The organism is Pseudomonas sp. O39 (genome assembly GCF_045447295.1).
GTDB lineage: Bacteria > Pseudomonadota > Gammaproteobacteria > Pseudomonadales > Pseudomonadaceae > Aquipseudomonas > Aquipseudomonas antarctica_A.
This window is the reverse complement of sequence record NZ_JBJGXV010000005.1, coordinates 75,219-95,687: the sequence shown is the minus strand read 5'-3', so window position 1 is coordinate 95,687 and position 20,469 is coordinate 75,219. Positions and strand designations below refer to the sequence as shown.

19 protein-coding genes are annotated in these 20,469 nt (G+C 61.0%); 11 read left to right on the top strand and 8 right to left on the bottom strand.

Features of this window, described 5'->3' with window-relative positions; genetic code table 11:
* The first annotated feature begins 10 nt into the window (after positions 1–10).
* Together ACI77D_RS09410 and ACI77D_RS09405 are read left to right on the top strand one after the other, a co-directional pair.
* Positions 11–787, top strand: coding sequence for a class II glutamine amidotransferase (locus ACI77D_RS09410; protein WP_407016458.1), 777 nt, complete (start codon positions 11–13; stop codon positions 785–787).
* A gap of 11 nt (positions 788–798) precedes the next feature.
* On the top strand, positions 799–1,341 hold the full coding sequence (locus tag ACI77D_RS09405) for a DUF2937 family protein (RefSeq protein ID WP_064451363.1): 543 nt from the start codon (positions 799–801) through the stop codon (positions 1,339–1,341).
* A gap of 108 nt (positions 1,342–1,449) precedes the next feature.
* Here ACI77D_RS09405 and ACI77D_RS09400 read toward each other — a convergent pair whose 3' ends face one another.
* On the bottom strand, positions 1,450–2,370 hold the full coding sequence (locus tag ACI77D_RS09400; RefSeq protein ID WP_064451364.1) for a LysR family transcriptional regulator: 921 nt from the start codon (positions 2,368–2,370) through the stop codon (positions 1,450–1,452).
* A gap of 175 nt (positions 2,371–2,545) precedes the next feature.
* On the opposite strand from ACI77D_RS09400, the gene ACI77D_RS09395 reads away from it, so the two are divergent.
* From ACI77D_RS09395 to ACI77D_RS09385, 3 genes are read left to right on the top strand one after another with little or no spacing between them, the layout of a single operon-like run.
* Positions 2,546–3,286, top strand: coding sequence for a 5-oxoprolinase subunit PxpA (locus ACI77D_RS09395; protein WP_221294216.1), 741 nt, complete (start codon positions 2,546–2,548; stop codon positions 3,284–3,286).
* The gene (locus tag ACI77D_RS09390) at positions 3,283–3,987 is read left to right on the top strand and encodes an allophanate hydrolase subunit 1 (protein ID WP_262667304.1); all 705 of its coding nucleotides are present in this window, start codon (positions 3,283–3,285) and stop codon (positions 3,985–3,987) included. The genes ACI77D_RS09395 and ACI77D_RS09390 overlap by 4 nt, the downstream gene beginning before the upstream one ends.
* Positions 3,984–4,898: a biotin-dependent carboxyltransferase family protein gene (locus ACI77D_RS09385; protein WP_407016457.1), complete on the top strand. Its 915-nt coding sequence runs from the start codon at positions 3,984–3,986 to the stop codon at positions 4,896–4,898. The genes ACI77D_RS09390 and ACI77D_RS09385 overlap by 4 nt, the downstream gene beginning before the upstream one ends.
* A 121-nt stretch (positions 4,899–5,019) precedes the next feature.
* On the opposite strand, the gene ACI77D_RS09380 is transcribed toward ACI77D_RS09385, so the two are convergent.
* From ACI77D_RS09380 to ACI77D_RS09365, 4 genes are all read right to left on the bottom strand, one after another.
* A complete protein-coding gene (locus tag ACI77D_RS09380; RefSeq protein WP_064451368.1) occupies positions 5,020–6,198 on the bottom strand; it encodes a VWA domain-containing protein in 1,179 nt (392 codons plus the stop codon).
* Positions 6,198–7,043 (bottom strand): MoxR family ATPase, encoded by an 846-nt coding sequence (locus tag ACI77D_RS09375; protein WP_003210690.1) that lies wholly within the window; start codon positions 7,041–7,043, stop codon positions 6,198–6,200. The genes ACI77D_RS09380 and ACI77D_RS09375 overlap by 1 nt, the downstream gene beginning before the upstream one ends.
* A 106-nt stretch (positions 7,044–7,149) precedes the next feature.
* Positions 7,150–7,371: a hypothetical protein gene (locus ACI77D_RS09370; RefSeq protein WP_407016456.1), complete on the bottom strand. Its 222-nt coding sequence runs from the start codon at positions 7,369–7,371 to the stop codon at positions 7,150–7,152.
* 90 nt (positions 7,372–7,461) lie between these two features.
* A complete protein-coding gene (locus ACI77D_RS09365) occupies positions 7,462–8,535 on the bottom strand; it encodes a DUF748 domain-containing protein (RefSeq protein ID WP_407016455.1) in 1,074 nt (357 codons plus the stop codon).
* A gap of 124 nt (positions 8,536–8,659) precedes the next feature.
* Between ACI77D_RS09365 and cysK the strand changes: the two genes are divergently transcribed.
* Together cysK and ACI77D_RS09355 are read left to right on the top strand one after the other, a co-directional pair.
* Positions 8,660–9,634: a cysteine synthase A gene (cysK, locus tag ACI77D_RS09360; protein WP_262667308.1), complete on the top strand. Its 975-nt coding sequence runs from the start codon at positions 8,660–8,662 to the stop codon at positions 9,632–9,634.
* Between the two features lie 279 nt (positions 9,635–9,913).
* A complete protein-coding gene (locus ACI77D_RS09355) occupies positions 9,914–10,852 on the top strand; it encodes an aspartyl/asparaginyl beta-hydroxylase domain-containing protein (protein ID WP_407016454.1) in 939 nt (312 codons plus the stop codon).
* Positions 10,853–10,979: 127 nt separating this feature from the next.
* On the opposite strand, the gene acnA is transcribed toward ACI77D_RS09355, so the two are convergent.
* Complete coding sequence (acnA, locus tag ACI77D_RS09350) at positions 10,980–13,721, bottom strand: aconitate hydratase AcnA (protein ID WP_407016453.1); 2,742 nt, start codon at positions 13,719–13,721, stop codon at positions 10,980–10,982.
* A 196-nt stretch (positions 13,722–13,917) separates the two neighbouring features.
* On the opposite strand from acnA, the gene rlmM reads away from it, so the two are divergent.
* Positions 13,918–14,994, top strand: coding sequence for a 23S rRNA (cytidine(2498)-2'-O)-methyltransferase RlmM (rlmM, locus tag ACI77D_RS09345; RefSeq protein ID WP_407016452.1), 1,077 nt, complete (start codon positions 13,918–13,920; stop codon positions 14,992–14,994).
* A 141-nt stretch (positions 14,995–15,135) separates the two neighbouring features.
* Complete coding sequence (tusA, locus tag ACI77D_RS09340; protein WP_053255027.1) at positions 15,136–15,387, top strand: sulfurtransferase TusA; 252 nt, start codon at positions 15,136–15,138, stop codon at positions 15,385–15,387.
* Here the strand turns inward: tusA and ACI77D_RS09335 are convergent.
* Positions 15,384–16,766 (bottom strand): MATE family efflux transporter, encoded by a 1,383-nt coding sequence (locus tag ACI77D_RS09335; protein WP_064451376.1) that lies wholly within the window; start codon positions 16,764–16,766, stop codon positions 15,384–15,386. The genes tusA and ACI77D_RS09335 overlap by 4 nt on opposite strands.
* A gap of 284 nt (positions 16,767–17,050) precedes the next feature.
* Here ACI77D_RS09335 and pdxB point away from each other — a divergent pair, with 284 nt between their 5' ends.
* The gene (gene pdxB / locus ACI77D_RS09330; protein WP_064451377.1) at positions 17,051–18,193 is read left to right on the top strand and encodes a 4-phosphoerythronate dehydrogenase PdxB; all 1,143 of its coding nucleotides are present in this window, start codon (positions 17,051–17,053) and stop codon (positions 18,191–18,193) included.
* A 53-nt stretch (positions 18,194–18,246) separates the two neighbouring features.
* Here the strand turns inward: pdxB and ACI77D_RS09325 are convergent, their stop codons facing one another.
* Positions 18,247–18,420, bottom strand: coding sequence for a PA1571 family protein (locus ACI77D_RS09325; protein ID WP_053255030.1), 174 nt, complete (start codon positions 18,418–18,420; stop codon positions 18,247–18,249).
* 246 nt (positions 18,421–18,666) lie between these two features.
* Between ACI77D_RS09325 and ACI77D_RS09320 the strand changes: the two genes are divergently transcribed.
* Complete coding sequence (locus ACI77D_RS09320; protein WP_262667314.1) at positions 18,667–20,442, top strand: ABC transporter transmembrane domain-containing protein; 1,776 nt, start codon at positions 18,667–18,669, stop codon at positions 20,440–20,442.
* Positions 20,443–20,469: the final 27 nt, after the last annotated feature.

The following is a 20,469-nucleotide window of genomic DNA, read 5'->3' as shown; positions in this document are numbered from 1 at the left end:
GAGCCCTGGCATGTGTGAATTATTGGGCATGAGTGCCAACGTCCCCACCGATATCGTGTTCAGCTTTACTGGGCTGATGCAGCGGGGCGGGCGTACCGGCCCCCACCGCGACGGTTGGGGCATCGCCTTTTACGAAGGCCGTGGCCTGCGTCTGTTCCAGGGCCCGGCCGCCAGCAGCGAGTCGGAAGTGGCGCTGCTGGTGCAGCGTTACCCGATCAAAAGTGAAGTGGTAATTGGCCATATCCGCCAGGCCAATGTGGGCAAGGTGAGCCTGGCCAATACCCACCCGTTCGTGCGCGAGCTGTGGGGCCGCAATTGGTGCTTCGCCCATAACGGCCAACTGGCGGACTTCAACCCCCGCGCCACGTTCTACCGCCCGGTAGGCGATACCGACAGCGAAGCGGCCTTCTGTGACCTGCTCAACCGTGTGCGCGAAGCCTTCCCGGAACCGGTGGACATCGAACAAGTGCTGCCGGACTTGATCGCCGCCTGCGCCGAATACCGCAGCAAAGGCGTGTTCAACTGCCTGCTCAGCGACGGTGACTGGCTGTTTTGCTACTGCTCCACCAAATTGGCGCAGATTACCCGGCGCGCACCCTTTGGCCCGGCGCGTTTGAAAGATGTCGACGTGATCGTCGATTTTCAGGCCGAAACCACGCCAAATGATGTGGTGACGGTGATCGCTACCGAGCCGTTGACCGACAATGAAAACTGGACCCGCTACGAACCGGGCCAATGGAGCCTGTGGCGACGCGGTGAATGCGTCAGCCAGGGCATCACCGAGTAAGGATATCGACCATGTTGCTGAGTTATCTGCGGTTGGTGCTGTTTGCGATTGGCTTGTTGGTCGGCGTGCAGGTGCCGGGGTTTATCAACGACTATGCCAAACGCGTCGAGGCCCACCTGATCGAGGCCCAGACCGGCCTCAGCGGGTTTGAAAGCACCGCACGGCAGTTCTTCAATGGTGACTTGAAGGCGCTGGTGGCGCATTACCGCGCCAGTGATGACCCGGTGTTCCAGAGCGATGCCAACAGCCTGGGCACCTTGCTCGACCGCCAGGTGGCGTTGGACAAGCAATTCCAGGCCATGCAAGGACCTTGGTATATCCGCGCCCTGCAAGTGGCGGTGGCCGCCGACCCGGCCATTCGCCTGGAAACCTGGAACGGCTACAGCTATCAGATCCTGCTGACGCCGGAAGCCATGGGCTGGGGCCTGGGCGGGGCGATGTTGTTGTCGTTCGGCATCGAGTGCCTGTTCCGCTTGATCGACTGGGTGGTGTTGGGCGGCAAGCGCCTGCGCCAGAGCCGGCCGATTGAAGAGCGTGACCTCAAAGGCCTCTGAAGACCGGCTCGGTCAATGTGGGAGCTGGCTTGCCTGCAATAGCGGTGGGTCAGCTTGCACATCTGCCACTGATACACCGCTATCGCAGGCAAGCCAGCTCCCACAGTTTTAATCCGGTTTCGTCAGCACCATGTGCTGTTCACCCACCTCCTCGGCATACCGCGCCACGACCTTCTGGCACAGCCCGACAATCTCCTCCACCAGCTCCACCCCGACACGCCACGACACCACGACCTGCAAGTTCGGCAGCTTCTGCGCCATCGGCAACATCACCAATTCCCCGCGTGCCAATTCCTCGCTGACCAGCACCGGCGGCAATGCGCCAATCCCGAAACCATCGCGCAGCAAGCGGGTGATGGCCGATACCGAATTCACACAGTTCATCCGTGGGGCGGCGACGCCGTTGGCCTGCATCAGGCTCAGCACGTCCTGGTGCGGGTGGGAGTTTTTCGAGTAGGTGATGATGCGCTCCTGGGCCAGTTCGGCGAGGGAGGCGTAGTCGCGGTTGTAGAGGGAGTGGCTGGCGACGATCCAGGCCATGGGATGGCTGGCCAGTTCCAGGCTGCGCACCGTTTCGAGGCGCAGCAAGTCGGTTTGCAGGATCAGGTCGAGGAAGCCTTTTTGCAGCTGATCGCTGAGGTTAAGCGCGGTATCGGCGACTAATTCGATTTCCACTAGGGGAAAGTGGTCCATCAATTCAGCGACCAGCGGGCTCAGCCAGGTGTGGATGACCGTGTCCATCGCGCCTATCCGAATCCGCCCGACCTTGCTGCTGGTGGTTTCCAGGGACTGCTTCAGGCCCTGCATGGTCACCATCATCTGCTCGGCGTAATCGAGCACCTTCAAGCCGTCCGGGGTCAGGCTCACGCCGCGCGAATCGCGCAGAAACAGCTTCACGCCCAGTTCGCTTTCGAGCACGGCGATACGGCTGGAAATCGAGGCCTGGGTGGTGAACAGCTTCTCGGCCGTCAGGCGAAAGCTCTTGAGCTTGGCCACCCAGACGAAGGTTTCGAGGAACTTCAAATTCATGGGATCAACTTTTCTTATGCATGGATCGGTTTTTATTAGTTGGACGCCGCACCGGGCAAACGCCAAAAATCGAGCTATTCCACGATAAGCGTCGTTGGGGTGTGAGGACAAGTTGCGCGTTTTGCGTAAAAAATCCCACACTACAAAAACTATAAAGCCTACAGGAGCACCCACCGTGAGCCGTCTGCTACTGAATTGCGACATCGGCGAAAGCTTTGGCAACTGGACCATGGGTCTGGACGCCGAGGTCATGCCGTTCATTGATTGTGCCAACGTGGCCTGCGGCTTCCATGCCGGTGACCCGAGCATCATGCGCAAGACCGTCAGCCTGGCCCTCAAGCACGGCGTGCAAGTAGGGGCGCACCCGGCGTACCAGGACCTGCAAGGGTTCGGTCGGCGCTCAATGGCTTATACCGCCGATGAAATCCAGGACCTGTTGCACTACCAGATCGGTGCCCTCGACGGCATCTGCCGGGCGCAAGGCGGGCGGGTCAGCTACGTCAAACCCCATGGTGCGATGTACAACGACATGATGGCCAACCCGGCGCAATTGCGTGCGGTGATCCAGGCCGTGGCTGCCTATGGCGACTTGCCGCTGATGCTGCTGGCCACCCGCGACAACAGCGCCGCCCAGGCGTTGGGCGACGAATACGGCGTGATCCTGTGGTTCGAAGCCTTCGCCGACCGTGCCTACGACCACAAGGGGCACCTGGTTTCCCGCCATTTGCCGGGCGCCGTGCACCACGACTCCGACATCATCGTGCAGCAAGCCCTGACTATTTCCCGTGGCGAAGCCTTGACCGCCAGCGACGGCAGCGCCCTGGTGTTGCAGGCCAATACCCTGTGCGTGCACGGCGATAACGCCAGCTCGGTCGCCGCGGTGCAGCGCATTCGCGAGGCGTTGAAGCCAGCATGAAGCCACGCATTGAAGTGGTGGCGATTGATTGCCTGATGGTGCGTCTGTTCGATGTGATTGCCGAAGCCAATATGCCGTGGATGCTCGCCGCCACCCAGCGTCTGCGCGAGGGGTTCGGCGCGGCGCTGGTGGATCTGGTGCCGTCCTACACCACGCTGATGGTGCATTACGACCTCACTGCGTTGAGCCCGGCCCAGGCACGGGAACTGATTGGCCAGGCGCTGACCGACCTGCAACCCCAGGCCCAGGGCAGCGGCCAGTGCCACGTGCTGCCGGTGTGGTACGACCTGAGTGTCGGCCCTGAACTGAACCTGCTCAGCCAGCGCAGCGGCCTGGCGGTAGACGATGTAATCCGTCGCCACAGTGCCCACGAATACCAAGTGTTTGCCCTCGGTTTTGCTCCCGGTTTTGCCTTTATGGGGCTGGTGGACGAGATCCTCGCCACGCCACGGCTGAACACCCCACGTAAACGAGTGGCTGCCGGCAGCGTCGGCATTGCCGAACGGCAAACTGCCGCCTACCCGGTGGTATCCCCCGGTGGCTGGAACCTGATCGGCCGCACCCCGGCCAAGCTGTTCGACCGCGAACGCGACGGCTACAGCCTGATGCAGCCCGGCGATACGGTGCGCTTCGAAGCCGTCGGCCACGCCGAATTCATCAACCTGGGTGGCGATGACACGCCGTTGGAGGCGCAGGCATGAGCCGCTTGTTGATCGAGGCCAGCACGCCGCTGTGCCTGTTGCAGGACACCGGCCGTTTTGGCGTGCGGCACCTGGGCGTGACCCAGGGTGGCGCGCTGGATTGGGTGTCGATGACCTGGGCCAATTGGCTGCTGGGTAATGCCCTGGATAAGCCCGTAGTGGAAATCACCTTGGGCGGGTTTACCGTGCAAGCCGAGGAGTATTGCTTGCTGGCGTTGGCCGGTGCGGATCTGGGCGCGTATATCGATGAGCGTGCGATCAGCCCGGGGCGCAGTTTTATCCTGCAAAAGGGTCAGCGTTTGCGCTTTACCCAGCCGTTCAGCGGTGCGCGCGCTTATCTGGCGGCACCGGGCGGTTTTGATGCGCCGGCTGTGCTCGGCAGTTGTGCCACGGTGGTACGTGAAGAGTTGGGCGGGGTGGACGGTTTCGGCAAGGCGTTGGCCGTAGGCGGGCGGTTGGCTTATTCCGGTGTGGGCGGGGCGATGAAAGTGCTGAGTGCGCCTGATTTGCCAGCCAAGGCACCACTGGAGGTGATAGTCGGCGCACAGATCGGCCAGTTCAGCGGGCAGAGTTTGTTCGATGCGTTCAATACTGAATGGGCCCTCGACAGCCGTGCAGACCGCATGGGCATGCGGCTGTTGGGTACGCCGTTGCAGTATCAGGGGCCCTCGTTGATCTCTGAGGGCATTCCGCTGGGGGCCATCCAGGTGCCGCCGGATGGGCAGCCGATTGTGTTGCTCAATGACCGGCAGACCATTGGTGGCTATCCGCGATTGGGCGCGTTGACGCCGTTGGCGCTGGCGCGGCTGGCGCAGTGCTTGCCAGGGGAGAAGGTGCGCTTGGTGCCGGTGGTGCAGGAGACGGCGCATCGGCAGCATGTGGAGTTTTTGCAGCGCTTCACCGCGGGCTAAAGATCACCGCAACCCAACATGTGGGAGCGGGCTTGCTCGCGAATGCAGGGTGTCAGTCAGTCCATCAATAACTGACCCACCGCTTTCGCGAGCAAGCCCGCTCCCACATTTGCCTCTGCGTTTACTTGGAGAGAAAGCGCATTCCTTCTTCCAAGCCGCGCAAGGTCAGCGGATACATCTGATCCTCCACCAACTCCCGCACAATCCCTGTCGACGCCGTATACCCCCACGTGTCCTTCGGGTACGGGTTTATCCAGATCAGCTTCTTGTACTTGGCCATGAAGCGCTGCATCCACACATACCCAGGCTCTTCATTCCAGTGCTCGACGCTGCCGCCGGCCTGGGTGATTTCGTAGGGCGCCATCGACGCATCGCCGATAAAAATCACTTTGTAGTCAGCGCCGTACTTGTGCAGCAAATCCTGTGTGGAGGTGCGCTCCGATGTGCGGCGCTGGTTGTTCTTCCACACCGATTCGTACACGAAGTTGTGAAAGTAGAAGTACTCCAGGTGCTTGAACTCGGTCTTGCAGGCCGAGAACAATTCTTCGCAGATCTTTACATGGGCGTCCATCGAGCCGCCGATGTCGAACAGCAGCAACAGCTTGATGGTGTTACGCCGCTCCGGGCGCATCTGGATATTTAGCAACCCGGCGTCGCGGGCGGTGTGGTCGATAGTGCCGTCGATATCCAGCTCTTCGGCCGCACCCTGGCGCGCGAATTTGCGCAGGCGGCGCAGAGCGATCTTGATGTTGCGCGTGCCCAGTTCGACTTGGTCGTCGAGGTTCTTGTACTCGCGCTGGTCCCAGACTTTCACCGCTTTGCCCTGGCGCTTGCCGGCGTCGCCGACGCGAATGCCTTCCGGGTTGTAGCCGCCGGAGCCGAACGGGCTGGTGCCACCGGTGCCGATCCACTTGTTGCCGCCGGCATGGCGCTCTTTCTGTTCTTCCAGGCGTTTCTTGAATTCTTCGATCAGCTTGTCCAGGCCGCCGAGGGACTGGATCTGCGCGCGTTCTTCATCGGTCAGCGAGCGTTCGAACTCCTTGCGCAGCCAGTCCTCGGGGATCAGCGCTTGCAGGTGGTCGTCGAGCTTTTCGAGGCCGTTGAAATAGGCGCCGAACGCCCGGTCGAACTTGTCGAAATGCCGTTCGTCCTTCACCAGGATTGCCCGGGCCAAGTAGTAAAACTCGTCCATGTCGGCGAAGACCACGCGCTGTTTCAGCGCATTGATCAAGTCGAGCAGCTCGCGCACCGACACCGGCACCTTGGCTGCACGCATCTCATTGAACAGGTTGAGCAACATTATCGATTACCGCGACGGCTCATGAACGCCAGACGCTCCAGCAATTGCACGTCTTGCTCGTTCTTCACCAAAGCCCCGGCCAGCGGCGGGATGGCTTTGGTGGGGTCGCGTTCGCGCAGCACGGCTTCACCGATATTGTCGGCCATCAGCAGTTTGAGCCAGTCGACCAGTTCGGAGGTGGACGGCTTTTTCTTCAGGCCTGGCACTTTGCGCACGTCGAAAAACACGTCCAGCGCTTCGCTGACCAGGTCTTTCTTGATGTCGGGGTAGTGCACATCGACGATCTTTTGCAGGGTCGTGCGGTCGGGGAAGGCGATGTAATGGAAGAAGCAGCGGCGCAGGAACGCGTCCGGCAGCTCTTTTTCGTTGTTGGAGGTAATGATGATGATCGGGCGTTTCTTGGCCTTGATGGTCTCGTCGATTTCGTAGACGTAGAACTCCATCTTGTCGAGTTCTTGCAACAGGTCGTTAGGGAACTCGATGTCAGCCTTGTCGATTTCATCGATCAGCAGAATCACCCGCTCCTCGGACTCGAAGGCCTCCCAGAGCTTGCCCTTCTTCAGGTAGTTGCGCACGTCGTGCACTTTGTCCACGCCCAGCTGCGAGTCGCGCAGACGGCTTACCGCGTCATACTCGTAGAGGCCCTGATGCGCCTTGGTGGTGGACTTGATGTGCCAAGTGATCAGCTTGGCGCCGAAGGATTCGGCCAGTTGTTCGGCGAGCATGGTCTTGCCGGTGCCGGGCTCGCCCTTGACCAGCAATGGCCGTTCCAGGGTGATGGCGGCGTTCACGGCCAATTTCAGGTCATCGGTAGCAACGTAGGCCTGGGTGCCTTCGAACTTCATCGGTCATTCCTCGCATTCATCAATGCCCGGACTATACCGCGCAGCCCCGGCGACTGTGAACGCAGACGGGTTATTCAGTCTCTGAATGGCTGGTCACGCGTGACCGCTAGCGGTTTTTTTCCAACGCATACGCCCGCGCATCGGCATTATCCCTGAGCTTGCTGCCGCCCCACAGGGCGAGTGCTGCTAAAACCAGTGTGCCCAGGCTTATGAGGATCATCTGGCCGGCCATCGGCCCGCCGTCCATGGCGAATATCGCTATTCGCACACAGCCCGAAAAGGCCCAAAGATAACCAAGAATTGTCAGTATCCAGCCGCAGATGCGCATTTTAGTGTCCTTACTAGTCGTGGGAATTTACTCGGCGGTACGATAAACGAGGGCTCGGTGTTTCACCATAGTTGCCCTCGGGCGTGTGATTCAGTCAGCACTCGGCTTGGGCTGTTCATAGCGCGCAGTGAACGCCTGGATGAAACCGTTGCGCAAAATCGCCAAAAACGCCGAGAACGCGCTGATATCTTGCTGGTGAACGCTGCCGCTGAGTTCTACGCGGGTGGCAAATTGGTTTTTGTTCTGGTTCTTCAGCACCGTCTCGCTGGTGCCAACCACGGCTTCCCAGATCGAGCGAAAGATATTTTTGTCCTTGTTCTCTACATCCTGTTTCCAGTCGAACACTTCCACATTGCGCAGCAACGGCTTGATGTAACCTTTCAATTGGCCTTTTTCAGCCTGGGCTTCGACCACCAGATCGCCGGTACCGGCCTTGAAGTCGAATTTGCCGTAGGCCGACGCGAAGTCATTCAGGCGCTTGAGCTGGATGTCTTTGGCGCGAAAGCGGAATTCAAAGTCTTCGAAATTGCTCAGCGGGTCGAAGGCGGCAGTGGCTTCCAGCGGTGCCTGCCCCAGCATCTGCGCCTTGCCTTCGAAGCTGGCGTCACGCTTGCCCTTCACATCGACGACGTTGGTCAGGTTGAAAAAGCTCGCGTTGACCGCGGTGGCATAGATATTCACCGCAGGCTTGGAATTGAAGTTGTGGAAGGCGACCTTGCCGTCCTGAATGCGCACTTCGTTGAGGGTGATCGGCAACAGTTTGCTCAGTTGTTCGCGCCAGTCGGTGCCCTTACCGGTCTGGGACGCCTGTTGGCTGCCACCGTCGACGAAATTCACCTCCGGCTTGAAGAACTGCATCTCGGCGACCACCGCATGGTCGTACCAGAGCGAATGCCAGCTTACCGCCACGTCGATCAATGGTGCCTTGACGAACGGCACAGGCACCTTGCCGTCGACCTTGACGATCTGCAGGCCGTTGATTTTGTAGGCGCCGCGCCACAGGGCCACGTCCACGTCCGTGACCTGGCCGCGGTAATCGCCCATGTCGGCGAGCTTGTCGTTCAGGTAGTTGCGCACCAGGTAGGGCAGGGCGAGGTCCAGAGCGATCAGTACTACCACCAGTACGGCGACGATCCATAGCAGCCCACTGTAGCGACGTTTCATGTTCAGGTTCTCCAACGGTATAGGCGATGGACCGCATGTATTGGCGCAACGTTCCTCTGACTGGACGCCTCCCAACCTGAGGCATACCCTTGGAGCCTTATTGAAATTGCCCTAAGGACCCGTTATGAGCCGCATCTTTGCAGACAACGCGCACTCCATCGGTAATACGCCCCTGGTTCAGATCAATCGCATCGCACCGCGTGGCGTGACCATCCTGGCCAAGATCGAAGGGCGTAACCCGGGTTATTCGGTGAAGTGCCGCATTGGCGCAAACATGATCTGGGACGCCGAAAGCACCGGCAAACTCAAGCCCGGCATGACGATTGTAGAACCGACCTCCGGCAATACCGGCATTGGTCTGGCGTTTGTCGCCGCCGCCCGTGGCTACAAGCTGCTGCTGACCATGCCGTCGTCCATGAGCATCGAGCGACGCAAAGTGCTCAAGGCACTGGGCGCCGAACTGGTGTTGACCGAACCGGCCAAGGGCATGAAGGGCGCTATCGAAAAAGCTGCCGAAATCCTCGCCAGCGCCCCGGCGACCTACTTTATGCCGGCCCAGTTCGAAAACCCGGCCAACCCGGCAATCCACGAGAAAACCACCGGCCCGGAAATCTGGAACGACACCGATGGCGCCGTGGACGTACTGGTCGCGGGCGTAGGCACCGGCGGCACCATTACCGGTGTGTCGCGTTATATCAAGAACATTGCCGGCAAGCCGATTCTGTCGGTGGCCGTTGAACCGTTCGCCTCGCCCGTGATTACCCAGGCGCTGGCCGGTGAAGAGATCAAACCCAGCCCGCATAAAATCCAGGGCATCGGCGCCGGTTTCGTGCCGAAAAACCTCGACCTGTCGATGGTTGACCGCGTGGAGCTGGTGACCGATGACGAATCCAAGGTCATGGCTCGGCGCCTGATGCAGGAAGAAGGCATTCTGTGCGGTATCTCCTGCGGCGCCGCCATGGCGGTGGCGGTACGGCTGGCCGAGAAACCGGAAATGCAGGGCAAGACCATCGTGGTGATCCTGCCGGACTCGGGTGAGCGCTACCTGTCGAGCATGTTGTTCAGCGATTTGTTTACCGAGCAAGAAAACCAGGCCTGATCGGTTATCGGTGGCGGGCGGGGCCGACGTCTTCGCGGGCAAGCCCGCTCCCACATTTGATCTTCGCTGCTTTGAGCATCGTGTTCGCTTAACTGAACTGCATTAGGGCAAGCCCGCTCACCATAAGGGTTCGACTTGCCACAGGGTTTTGATTTATGTCAGCCGGTCGGCCCAGGCCTTCTGCATAATGGCCCAACTGTTTATCATGGCCGGCTGCTACGTCTGGTTTCCCGTTGACGGGAGGTCGCTGGCCAGGCGCTTATTTCCAGGAGTTGCTGCATGACCTTTTCTTTGGCCGCCAAACTGTCGGTGCTGCTGTTGTTTATCGGCAGCACGCTGTATGTGCACTTGCGCGGCAAGGCCCGTTTGCCGATGTTGCGCCAGTTCGTCAACCATTCGGCGCTGTTCGCCCCGTACAACGCCTTGATGTATATATTCTCGGCCGTGCCGTCCAAACCGTACCTGGACCGCAGCAAGTTCCCGGAGCTGGATGTGCTCAAGGACAACTGGGAAGTGATTCGCGAAGAGGCGATGCACCTGTTCGACGAGGGGTACATCCGCGCCGCCGAAAAGAACAACGACGCCGGTTTCGGTTCGTTCTTCAAAAAGGGCTGGAAGCGCTTCTACCTCAAGTGGTACGACAAACCGCTGCCATCGGCCGAGGCCCTGTGCCCGAAAACCGTGGCGCTGGTCAGCAGCATCCCCAGCGTCAAGGGCGCAATGTTCGCGCTGTTGCCGGGGGGTAGCCACCTCAACCCGCACCGCGACCCGTTTGCCGGTTCGCTGCGTTATCACCTGGGTCTGTCCACGCCGAACTCCGACGACTGCCGCATCTTCGTCGATGGCCAGGTTTACGCCTGGCGCGACGGTGAAGACGTGATGTTCGACGAAACCTACGTGCACTGGGTGAAGAACGAGACTGAAAAGACCCGCGTGATTCTGTTCTGCGACATCGAACGCCCGCTGAGCAACCGGCTGATGACGCGCATCAACCGCTGGGTCAGCAAGCAGTTGGGCCGCGCCACGGCGCCGCAAAACCTTGATGATGAGCGTGTGGGCGGGATCAACCAGGCGTATGCCTGGAGCAAGACCTTCAGCGACAAGTTCAGCGGTGTGGTCAAGCAGTGGAAGCGCAAGCATCCGAAGGCCTACCGCATTGCGCGGCCGGTGCTGGCTGTAATCGTGCTGGTGCTGTTGTGGAAGTGGTTGTTCGGCTAATTTGAAACGCGGTTAAAAATGTGGGAGCGGGCTTGCTCGCGAAAGCGGTGGGTCAGTCAAGAATGTATCGACTGACACTCCGCATTCGCGAGCAAGCCCGCTCCCACATTTGGTTTTGCAGTGTTGCTTAAGACGCGATCAGCTGGCGCAGTACATAGTGCAGAATCCCGCCCGCCTTGAAGTACTCGACTTCATTGAGGGTATCAATCCGGCACAGCACCTCGACCTTCTCGCTGCTGCCATCCTCGCGCGTAATCACCAGCGTCAGGTTCATCCGTGGCTCGATCTCGGCCCCGGTCAGCCCGAGAATGTCGATCTTTTCCTTGCCGGTGAGTTTGAGCGCCTTGCGGTTCTGATCCAGCTTGAACTGCAGTGGCAGCACGCCCATGCCCACCAGGTTGGAGCGGTGAATCCGCTCGAAGCTCTCGGCGATCACCGCCTTGACCCCCAGCAGGTTGGTGCCCTTGGCCGCCCAGTCGCGGCTTGAGCCGGTGCCGTATTCCTGACCGGCGATCACCACCAGCGGCGTGCCCGACGCCTGGTACTTCATGGCCGCGTCGTAAATGGGCATTTTCTCGCCAGTGGGGATGTACAGCGTGTTGCCGCCTTCCTCGCCGCCGAGCATCTCGTTGCGAATGCGGATATTGGCAAACGTACCGCGCATCATCACTTCATGGTTACCCCGGCGTGAACCGTAGGAGTTGAAGTCACGCGGCTCCACACCTTGCTCGCGCAGGTAGCGGCCGGCGGGGCTGTCGGTCTTGATGTTGCCGGCGGGGGAGATGTGGTCGGTGGTCACCGAATCACCCAGCAGCGCCAGCACATTCGCGCCTGTGACGTCTTTGATAACCGGTAGTGGCCCGGCAATGTCGTCGAAGAACGGCGGGTGCTGGATGTAGGTGGAATCCTTCTGCCACACGTAAGTCGCGGCCTGCGGCACCTCAATGGCTTGCCACTGCTCATCACCGGCAAATACTTCGGCATATTCCTTGTGGAACATGCCGGTGCTGACCTGGGCGACGGCGTCGGCGATTTCCTGGCTGCTTGGCCAGATGTCTTTCAGGTACACCGGCTGGCCGTCCTTGCCTTCGCCCAGCGGCTCGCTGCTGATATCGATACGCACGGTGCCGGCCAATGCATAGGCGACCACCAGCGGCGGCGAGGCCAGCCAGTTGGTTTTCACCAGCGGGTGCACGCGGCCTTCAAAGTTGCGGTTGCCGGACAGCACCGAGGCGACCGCGAGGTCAGCTTTCTGGATGGCTTTTTCGATGGGCTCAGGCAGTGGGCCGGAGTTGCCGATGCAGGTGGTGCAGCCATAGCCGACCAGATCGAAACCGAGTTTATCCAGGTACTGGGTAAGGCCCGCCGCCTTGTAGTAGTCAGTCACCACTTTGGAGCCAGGTGCCAGCGAGGTTTTCACCCACGGTTTGCTGGTGAGGCCTTTTTCCACGGCCTTTTTCGCCACCAGGCCTGCAGCCATCATCACACTGGGGTTGGAGGTGTTGGTGCACGAGGTAATCGCTGCAATCACCACCGCGCCGTTTTTCAGGCGATAGGTATGGCCGTCGTATTCGTAGTCTGTTTCGCCCACCAGGTCGGCGTTGCCCACGGCGACACCGCCACCACCTTCACTTTCCAGGCGGCCTTCTTCTTTGGTGGTGGGTTTGAATTGCAGGTCGAGGAAGTCACTGAAGGCTTGTGCCACATTTGGCAACGAAACACGGTCCTGCGGGCGTTTCGGCCCGGCAAGGCTGGCTTCGACGCTGCCCATGTCCAGCGCCAGGGTATCGGTGAACACTGGCTCCTGGCCGGCATTGCGCCACAGGCCCTGAGCCTTGGTGTAGGCCTCGACCAGCTTCACGGTTTCTGCCGGGCGGCCCGACAGGCGCAGGTAGTCCAGGGTCACGTCATCCACGGGGAAAAAGCCGCAGGTGGCGCCGTATTCCGGGGCCATGTTGGCGATGGTCGCGCGGTCGGCCAGGGGCAAGTCGGCCAAGCCGTCGCCATAGAATTCGACGAATTTACCCACCACGCCTTTTTTACGCAGCATCTGGGTGACAGTCAGCACCAGGTCGGTGGCCGTGATGCCTTCCTTGAGTTTGCCGGTGAGCTTGAAGCCGATCACTTCCGGAATCAGCATCGACACCGGTTGGCCGAGCATCGCCGCTTCCGCTTCGATGCCGCCCACGCCCCAGCCGAGTACGCCAAGGCCATTGATCATGGTGGTGTGGGAGTCGGTGCCCACCAGGGTGTCGGGAAAGGCGTAGGTGCGGCCGTCTTCCTCTTTGGTCCACACGGTGCGGCCGAGGTATTCGAGGTTGACCTGATGGCAGATACCGGTGCCCGGTGGCACGACGCTGAAGTTGTCGAAGGCGCTTTGGCCCCAGCGCAGGAAGGCGTAGCGTTCGCCGTTGCGCTGCATTTCGATGTCGACGTTCTGCTCAAACGCGCTGTTGCTGCCGAACTTGTCGACCATTACCGAGTGGTCGATCACCAGGTCCACGGGGGACAGCGGGTTGATACGCTGCGGGTCGCCTCCCGCCTTGGCCACGGCGGCGCGCATGGCGGCCAGGTCGACCACCGCAGGCACGCCGGTGAAGTCCTGCATCAGCACGCGGGCGGGGCGATATTGGATTTCGCGGTCGGACTGGCGCTCTTTGAGCCAGGCAGCGATGGCCTTGAGGTCGGCGCCGGTGACGGTCTTGTTGTCTTCCCAGCGCAGCAGGTTTTCCAGCAGCACTTTGAGCGACATCGGCAGCGTGTCCAGGTCACCCAGGCTCTTGGCCGCTTCGGGCAGACTGAAGTAGTGGTAGGTCTTGCGGTCTATTTCCAGTGTTTTAAGGGTTCTCAGGCTATCAACGGATGACATTACATGACTCCTTATGGTCCGCACGGCTACGGACCTGACGGGACGAACAGAGCTTTCAACTTAGCCCTGTTTTCATTAGCAGGCTAATAACTGGACTCTATCGTTAAGTCCAAGGTTCCGAACTCGGCTATCATGCGCGCGTTTTCATGACAGGTATTGCGATAGAGCAATGCCGGTTGAGTCACCAGGAGAGTTGATGAACACCCTTTTTATGCACTGCCGCCCGGGTTTTGAAGGCGAAGTCTGTTCCGAGATCGCGGAACACGCCGCGCGCCTGAACGTTTCCGGCTATGCCAAGACCAAGACCGGCAGCGCCTGCGCCGAATTTGTCTGCACCGAAGAAGACGGCGCCCAGCGCCTGATGCACGGCCAGCGCTTTGCCGAGCTGATCTTCCCGAGGCAGTGGGCGCGCGGGGTGTTCATCGACCTGCCGGAAACCGACCGCATCAGCGTGATCCTCGCCCACCTGCAAGGCTTCCCGGTGTGTGGCAGCCTGTGGCTGGAGATGGTCGACACCAACGACGGCAAGGAGCTCTCGAACTTCTGCAAGAAGTTTGAAGTGCACTTGCGCAAAGCCTTGTTGAACGCCGGCAAGCTGGTGGATGACCCGAGCAGGCCGCGCCTGCTGCTGACCTTCAAAAGCGGCCGTGAAGTGTTCATGGGCCTGGCCGAGTCGAACAACTCGGCGATGTGGCCCATGGGCATCCCGCGCCTGAAATTCCCGCGTGACGCGCCCAGCCGTTCGACCCTGAAACTGGAAGAGGCGTGGCACCACTTCATCCCCCGCGACCAGTGGGACGAGCGCCTGCACGGTGACATGACCGGTGTTGACCTCGGCGCAGCCCCCGGCGGCTGGACCTGGCAACTGGTCAACCGCGGCATGCTGGTGACCGCCATCGACAACGGCCCGATGGCCGAAAGCCTGATGGACACCGGCCTGGTGCAGCATTTGATGGCTGACGGCTTTACCTTCGTGCCCAAGCAGCCGGTAGACTGGATGGTCTGCGACATCGTCGAAAAACCGGCGCGTAACGCGGCCCTGCTGGAAACCTGGATCGGCGAGGGCTATTGCCGCGAGGCGGTGGTGAACCTGAAGTTGCCGATGAAGCAGCGTTACGCCGAAGTGAAACGCTTGCTGGAGCGCATTGAAGACGGTTTCAAGGCGCGTGGTATTCGCGTGGAAATCGGCTGCAAGCAGCTGTACCACGACCGTGAGGAAGTCACCTGCCACCTGCGTCGGCTGGTGGATGTGAAGAAGACCAAGTCGCGCTGACGTTAAGCCGCACGCCGCTCAAAATGTGGGAGCTGGCTTGCCTGCGATGGCGGGATAACAGTCGAAATTTATAGTGAATGTGCCCCTTATCGCGGGCAAGCCCGCTCCCACAGGAGAGTGGGTCTGTTTCAGGAGTGATGTATGAATCAGCCTCTCGATTTGCCCGTAGACGCCGTGCTCGATGCGACGGGCCTCAACTGCCCGGAACCGGTGATGATGCTGCACCAGCACATCCGCGACTTGCCGCCTGGCGGCCTGCTCAAGGTGATCGCGACCGACCCGTCGACCCGCCGCGATATTCCCAAGTTCTGTGTGTTCCTGGACCACGAGCTGGTGGATCAGCAGGAACACGCCGGTACGTACCTGTACTGGATTCGCAAGAAGTCCGCTTAAACCAGGCGAATCCGCCGGCGCGCGCTGCGTGCCAGGCGGATCACCAGCATCGCCGCGGCGCAGCTCAAGCCCACGATCAGCCCTTGCCACAGGCCACTCGGCCCACTCGCCGCGCCCAGCCAATCGGTCAGCCCCAGGGCATAACCCACCGGCAACCCCACGCCCCAGTAAGCAAACAAGGTCAGCACCATGGTCACCCGCGTGTCCTGGTAACCACGCAGCGCGCCGGCCGCGGTGACCTGGATCGCGTCGGAGAACTGGAACAGCGCCGCAAACACGATCAGCATCGACGCCACGTGGATCACCCGCGGGTCAGGCGTGTAAATCGTGGCAATCTGTTCGCGAAACAGCAGCATCAGGCTGCAAGACAGGCACGCGTAGGTGAGTGCCGTGCCCATGCCGACTCCGGCGGCAAAACGTGCTTCACGCGGCTCGCCACGGCCCAATGCCTGGCCGACCCGCACCGTGACCGCCATGCTCAGCGAATAGGGGATCATGAACACCAGCGAGCTGAAGTTCAGCGCGATCTGGTGCCCGGCCACCACGTTGGCGCCCAGGCTGCCGATCAGCAGGGCGATCACCGCAAAGATGCTCGATTCGGCGAACACCGCGATCCCGATCGGCAGGCCGATGCTCAGCACGCGCTTGATCACTGCCCATTGCGGCCAGTCGAAACGCTTGAACAATTCGCTGCTCTGGTACGCCGGTGCCCAGCGGGTCCAAGCGGCGAGGCCGAGCATCATCACCCACATCACAATGGCCGTGGCCCAGCCACAGCCCACGCCGCCCATGGCCGGCACACCGAAGTGGCCATAAATGAACACGTAGTTCAGTGGAATGTTCAACGCCAGCCCGCACAGGCCCATGACCATGCTTGGGCGCGTACGGCCCATGCCATCACTGAAGCAACGCAACACGTAATACAGGGCGATGGCCGGCATGCCGGACGCGATGCCGTGCAGGTAGGCCATGCAGGGTTTGATCAGCTCGGGGTCGACCTTCATCGCGTGCAGGATCGGTTCGGCGCTGATCAGCATCAGCAGGGCAGTAATGCCCACCACCACCGCCAGCCACAGGGATTGGCGCACCAGCGGGCCAATCTCGGTGTGGTGGCCGGCGCCGAAGCGCTGGGCGACTTTGGGCGTGGTGGCCAGCAGCGTGCCGGTCATCAGCAGGTACACCGGAATCCAGATCGAGTTGCCCAGGGCCACCGCTGCCAGGTCTCGCGGGCTCACGCGCCCGGCCATCACCGCATCGACGAAGCCCATGGCAGTGGTGGCGAGTTGGCCGATCATGATCGGCAGGGCCAGGGTCAGCAGGCTGCGCACCTCGCGACTGACGCGGGCGGGGCGGGAGAGGGTCGCGGTGGCGGTGTTCACGTGCGGGTGTCCGTAAAAGAGTTGCAAAGGACGGCGCAGTCTACGCGCTGACGCAGTGGTCAGGAAAAAACCTGTGTTAGCGATTTGTAAGCGATCTTCCGGCTGGCGCCGACCCCCTGTGGGAGCTGGCTTGCCTGCGATGGCATCACCTCGGTTTTGAGCGACAGAATGAGTCGCCTGCATCGCAGGCAAGCCAGCTCCCACCTAAGCACTGCCCACCTGGCATCTGCGCTGGAACGCAGGTCGCATCCCTGTACACTGCTGGTCCGCGAAAGGAGCCTGCCATGCTGATTGTTGCCGACGAAAATATTCCGCTGCTCGATGCCTTCTTTGAGGGGTTTGGCGAAATTCGCCGGGTGCCCGGTCGTTCCATCGACCGCGCCACGGTCGAGCAGGCCGATGTGCTGCTGGTGCGCTCGGTGACCAACGTTAATCGCGCCTTGCTGGAAGGCACGCAAGTGCGCTTTGTCGGCACCTGCACCATCGGCACCGATCACCTGGACCTGGATTACTTCAAGCAGGCCGGTGTCACCTGGTCCAGCGCCCCCGGTTGCAATGCGCGGGGCGTGGTGGACTATGTGCTGGGCAGCTTGCAGACCCTGGCCGAAATCGAAGGCGCCGACCTCAACCAGCGCACCTACGGTGTGGTGGGTGCCGGTGAAGTGGGCGGCCGCCTGGTGCAGGTACTCAAGGGCCTGGGCTGGAACGTATTGGTGTGTGACCCGCCGCGCCAGATCGCCGAAGACGGTGATTACGTCAGCCTGCAGCAGATTATCGAGCAGTGCGACGTGATCAGCCTGCACACGCCGCTGACCAAGTCCGGCAACGGTTCCACCTGGCACCTGTTTGACCGCGAGCGGCTCAACCGCCTCAAGCCCGGCACTTGGCTGATCAACGCCAGCCGTGGTCCGGTGGTGGATAACGCCGCCCTGCGCGAGGTGCTGCTGCAGCGCGAAGACCTGCAAGCCGTGCTGGATGTGTGGGAAGGCGAGCCCGAAGTAGACGTCGACCTGGCCGACCTGTGCGTGTTGGCCACTCCGCATATCGCAGGCTACAGCCTCGATGGCAAGCAGCGCGGTACCGCGCAGATTTACCAGGCACTCTGCGCGCACCTCGGCCACGAACCGAGCATTCAGTTAAGTGATCTGCTGCCGCCACCGTGGCTGGCCGAGGTGCACCTGAACGCGTCGACCGATCCGGCCTGGGCCTTGGCGACGTTGTGCCGCAGCGTGTACGACCCGCGCCGCGATGATGCGGACTTCCGTCGCAGCCTTGTCGGAACCGTGCAAGAGCAACGCAAGGCGTTCGACCTCCTGCGCAAGCACTACCCGGAGCGGCGTGAGATTGACGGCTTGAAAGTACGCATTAACGGGGAATCGGCGCAGTTGTCGAACATCGTGTCGGCGCTGGGCGCGGTAGCGATTTAAGCACCGATAAAAAACCCGGCCATCAAGGCCGGGTTTGAAAGAGCGTGGGCACTTCAGCCTTGCTTGGCAGGCTTGACCAATCGCTGTTCCAGCTCGCGACATGCTTGCTGGATCATCTCTTCGGTAATCTGCACTTCGCGGCCTTGGGCGTCGATGACGGAGCAAGGCAGATGCTGCGGTTGGCGGATCACTTCAATCTTGGCATCGCTGCTGTTTTGCAAGGTCATGGCCTGTCTCCTCATCAGGTTGTGTACCTACTGTAATTCCCCCGCGTGACCGAGCTATTACAACTCCTTACAAAGCCACCGGTTCGAACACCCAGTCCACCAGAAACCGATACAAATTTCCAGCCAGGCATTAGACCGAAAGCCTCTAGGGATCTGTCTCGGCGGGCATAATTAACCTGACTCATTGTTATTCCCCCAAGTTCCCCCAATGTTGGGATGTAGCAACCTAACTCCCTCACGCAGGTGATGCCTTCCATGTTCTCCGTCCGTCAACGCCGTGCTATTCGACTGGCCAGCCGCTTTATTGCGCCGTACCGCTGGCAGGCGCTGGGTGCGTTGTTGGCACTCATCGTCACTGCGGGCATCACCTTGTCCATGGGGCAGGGCATTCGCCTGCTGGTGGATCAGGGGTTCATGACCCAGTCACCGCACCTGCTCAACCAGTCCATCGGCCTGTTCATGATCCTGGTGCTGGGCCTGGCCGTGGGTACGTTTGCACGGTTTTATTTGGTGTCATGGATCGGCGAGCGAGTGGTGGCGGACATCCGCCGGCAAGTTTTCAACCACCTGATCTACCTGCACCCAGGCTTTTACGAGAACAACCGCAGCTCGGAAATCCAGTCGCGGCTGACCACTGACACCACCTTGTTGCAATCGGTGATCGGCTCGTCGCTGTCGCTTTTCCTGCGCAACGCCTTGATGGTCATCGGCGGCATCGTCCTGCTGTTTGTCACCAACCCCAAGCTCACCAGCATCGTGGTCATCGCGCTGCCGCTGGTGCTGGCGCCGATCCTGATCTTCGGTCGGCGCGTGCGTAGCCTGTCGCGCTTGAGCCAGGACCGTATCGCCGATGTCGGCAGCTACGTGTCCGAGACCCTCGGCCAAATCAAGACCGTGCAGGCCTACAACCACCAGGTGCAGGACGAACAACGGTTCGCCGTCACCGTGGAAGAGGCGTTTGCCACCGCGCGCAAGCGCATCGCGCAGCGTGCCTGGCTGATTACCCTGGTGATCATGCTGGTGCTGGGCGCCGTGGGCGTGATGCTGTGGGTGGGCGGGATGGACGTGATCGGCGGGCGCATTTCCGGCGGTGAGCTGGCGGCGTTCGTGTTTTACAGCTTGATCGTCGGCAGCGCCGTCGGCACCTTGAGCGAAGTACTCGGCGAGTTGCAGCGCGCGGCGGGGGCCGCCGAGCGGATTGGTGAATTGTTGCAATCGACCAACGAAATCCACGCGCCCACGGATGGCACCGTGCGGTTGCCGGCACGGGTCAGCGGACGTATGGAGCTGCAAGACCTGCGCTTTTCCTACCCTTCGCGGCCGGACAGCTACGCCGTCGACGGCTTGAGCCTGACCATCAACCCCGGCGAAACCCTGGCCCTCGTAGGCCCGTCCGGCGCCGGTAAGTCGACGATATTCGACCTGCTGCTGCGTTTCTACGACCCCCAGCAAGGCCGCATCCTGCTCGAAGGCCACGCGCTGACGGAACTCGACCCCATGGACCTGCGCCGGCACTTCGCGCTGGTGTCCCAGAGCCCGGCGCTGTTTTTTGGCAGCGTCGAAGAAAACATCCGCTACGGCAATCCGTCCGCCACCTCCGCCCAGGTCGAGGCCGCCGCTCGCATCGCGCATGCCCACGACTTCATTTTGCAAATGCCTGACGGCTACCAGACCCACCTCGGCGACGGCGGTATGGGCCTCTCCGGCGGCCAACGCCAACGCCTGGCCATCGCCCGCGCGTTGCTGGTAGACGCGCCGATCCTGCTGCTGGACGAAGCCACCAGCGCCCTCGATGCCCAGAGCGAACACCTGATCCAGCAGGCGCTGCCGCAATTAATGCAGGGCCGCACCACCCTGGTCATCGCGCACCGATTGGCCACGGTGAAGAACGCGGATCGGATCGCGGTGATGGACCAGGGCAAGTTGGTGGCGGTCGGCACGCATCAGCAGTTGATTGCGAGCAATCCGCTGTATGCGCGGTTGGCGGCATTGCAGTTCAGTGATGGGGTGGAGGCGGAATGAAGCTGCGGTGTGTCTGTTCCTAAGGCA